The organism is Helicobacter pylori (assembly GCF_014497725.1).
Taxonomy (GTDB): domain Bacteria; phylum Campylobacterota; class Campylobacteria; order Campylobacterales; family Helicobacteraceae; genus Helicobacter; species Helicobacter pylori_DE.
In genome coordinates this window covers 1-2192 of record NZ_JACTGF010000020.1, presented here as the reverse complement: position 1 = coordinate 2192, position 2192 = coordinate 1, and the positions used below count along the sequence as shown (strand labels likewise).

The 2192-nt window shown below is 37.4% G+C and carries 1 protein-coding gene; it reads left to right on the top strand.

The annotated features are described in order from the left end of the window. Window positions 1-189: 189 nt before the first annotated feature. On the top strand, window positions 190-2192 hold a 2003-nt coding region (locus tag H7N69_RS07770; RefSeq protein ID WP_187885365.1), incomplete at its 3' end, for a porin family protein.

The window sequence follows — 2192 nt, the reverse complement described above, 5'->3', positions numbered from 1 at the left end:
TTTACCTATCAAACTTTGATTAACACAGCCTAATTAATGATAAATAAACTATAATACAAACGCTCGTTGTTAAAAATTTGTTTCAATATGAAACACTAGTTCCTTGTAAAAGCGTTAAATTTCAAAAAATAAACAAACAACCCCCTTAAATTGTATAATAAAGGCGCTATAAACTAAAAAGAGATAACCATGAGAAAACTATTCACCTCACTTTTATTATTCAGCGCTTTAGAAGCGAATGAGAAAAATGGCTTTTTCATAGAAGCCGGGTTTGAAACCGGACTATTAGAAGGCACGCAAACGCAAGAAAAAAGACACACCACCACAAAAAACACTTACGCGACTTACGATTATTTACCCACAGATAGCGTTTTAAAAAGAGCGGCTAATTTATTCACAGACGCTAAATCTATATCGCAATTAACATTCTCATCCTTATCCCCTATTAAAGTATTGTATGTTGGCGGTCAATTAACTATAGAAAATTTCTTACCTTATAATTTAAGCAATGTGAAGCTTAGTTTTACAGACGCTCAGGGCAATGTGATCGATCTAGGGGTGATAGAGACCATCCCCAAACACTCTAAGATGGTTTTACCCGGGGAGGCATTTGATAGTTTAAAAGAGGCGTTTGGTAAAATTGACCCCTATACTTTCTTTTTTCCAAAATTTGAAACCACTAGCACTTCTATTTCTGATACTAACACGCAGAGGGTGTTTGAAACGCTCAATAAGATTAAGACAAATCTTATAATGAAATATAGTAATGAAAATCCAAACAATTTCAACACTTGTCCTTACAATAATAATGGTAATACAAAAAATGATTGTTGGCAAAATTTCACCCCGCAAACCGCAGAAGAATTCACTAATTTGATGTTGAACATGATCGCTGTCTTAGACTCCCAATCTTGGGGCGATGCGATCTTAAACGCTCCTTTTGAGTTCACTAACAGCTCAACAGATTGCGATAGCGATCCTTCAAAATGCGTAAATCCTGGGACAAACGGGCTTGTCAATTCTAAAGTCGATCAACAATATATACTCAACAAACAAGGTATTATTAATAATTTTAGAAAAAAAATAGAAATTGATGCGGTTGTTTTAAAAAATTCAGGGGTTGTAGGGTTGGCTAATGGATATGGTAATGATGGTGAATATGGCACATTAGGAGTAGAAGCCTATGCTTTAGAACCCCAAAAACTCTTTGGCAACGACCTTAAGACTATCAATTTGGCTGATTTAAGAACCATCTTGCATGAATTCAGCCACACCAAAGGCTACACCCATAATGGGAACATGACTTATCAAAGAGTGCCGGTGATGAAAAATGGTCAAGTTGAAAGGGATAGTAATGGCAAACCAAAAGATTCTGATGGCCTCCCCTATAATGTGTGTTCGCTTTATGGGGGTCAAGGTCAGAGCGCTTTCCCTAGCAACTACCCTAATTCCATCTATCACAATTGCGCGGATGTCCCCGCTGGCTTTTTAGGGGTAACAGCAGCGGTTTGGCAGCAGCTTATTAATCAAAACGCTTTACCGATCAACTACGCTAACTTAGGGAGTCAAACAAACTACAATTTAAACGCTAGTTTGAACACGCAAGATTTAGCCAATTCCATGCTCAGCACCATTCAAAAAACCTTTGTCACTTCTAGCGTTACCAACCACTATTCTTCAAGCGCTTCGCAAAGTTTTAGAAGCCCTATTTTAGGGGTTAACGCTAAGATAGGCTATCAAAATTACTTTAATGATTTCATAGGATTGGCTTATTATGGCATTGTGAAATACAACTATTCTAAGGCCCTTAATCAAAAATTCCAGCAATTGAGCTATGGTGGGGGGATAGATTTGTTGTTGGATTTCATCACCACTTACTCTAATAAAAATAGCCCTATAGGCGTTCAAACCAAAAGGAACTTTTCTTCATCTTTTGGCATCTTTGGGGGGTTAAGGGGCTTGTATAACAGCTATTATGTGTTGAATAAAGTCAAAGGGAGCGGCAATTTAGATGTGGCTACCGGATTGAATTACCGCTATAAGCATTCTAAATATTCTGTAGGGATTAGCGTTCCTTTGATCCAAAGAAAAGCTAGCGTCGTTTCTAATGGTGGCGATTACACCAACTCTTTTGTTTTTAATGAAGGGGCTAGCCATTTTAAGGTGTTTTTTAATTACGGGTGGGTGTTTTA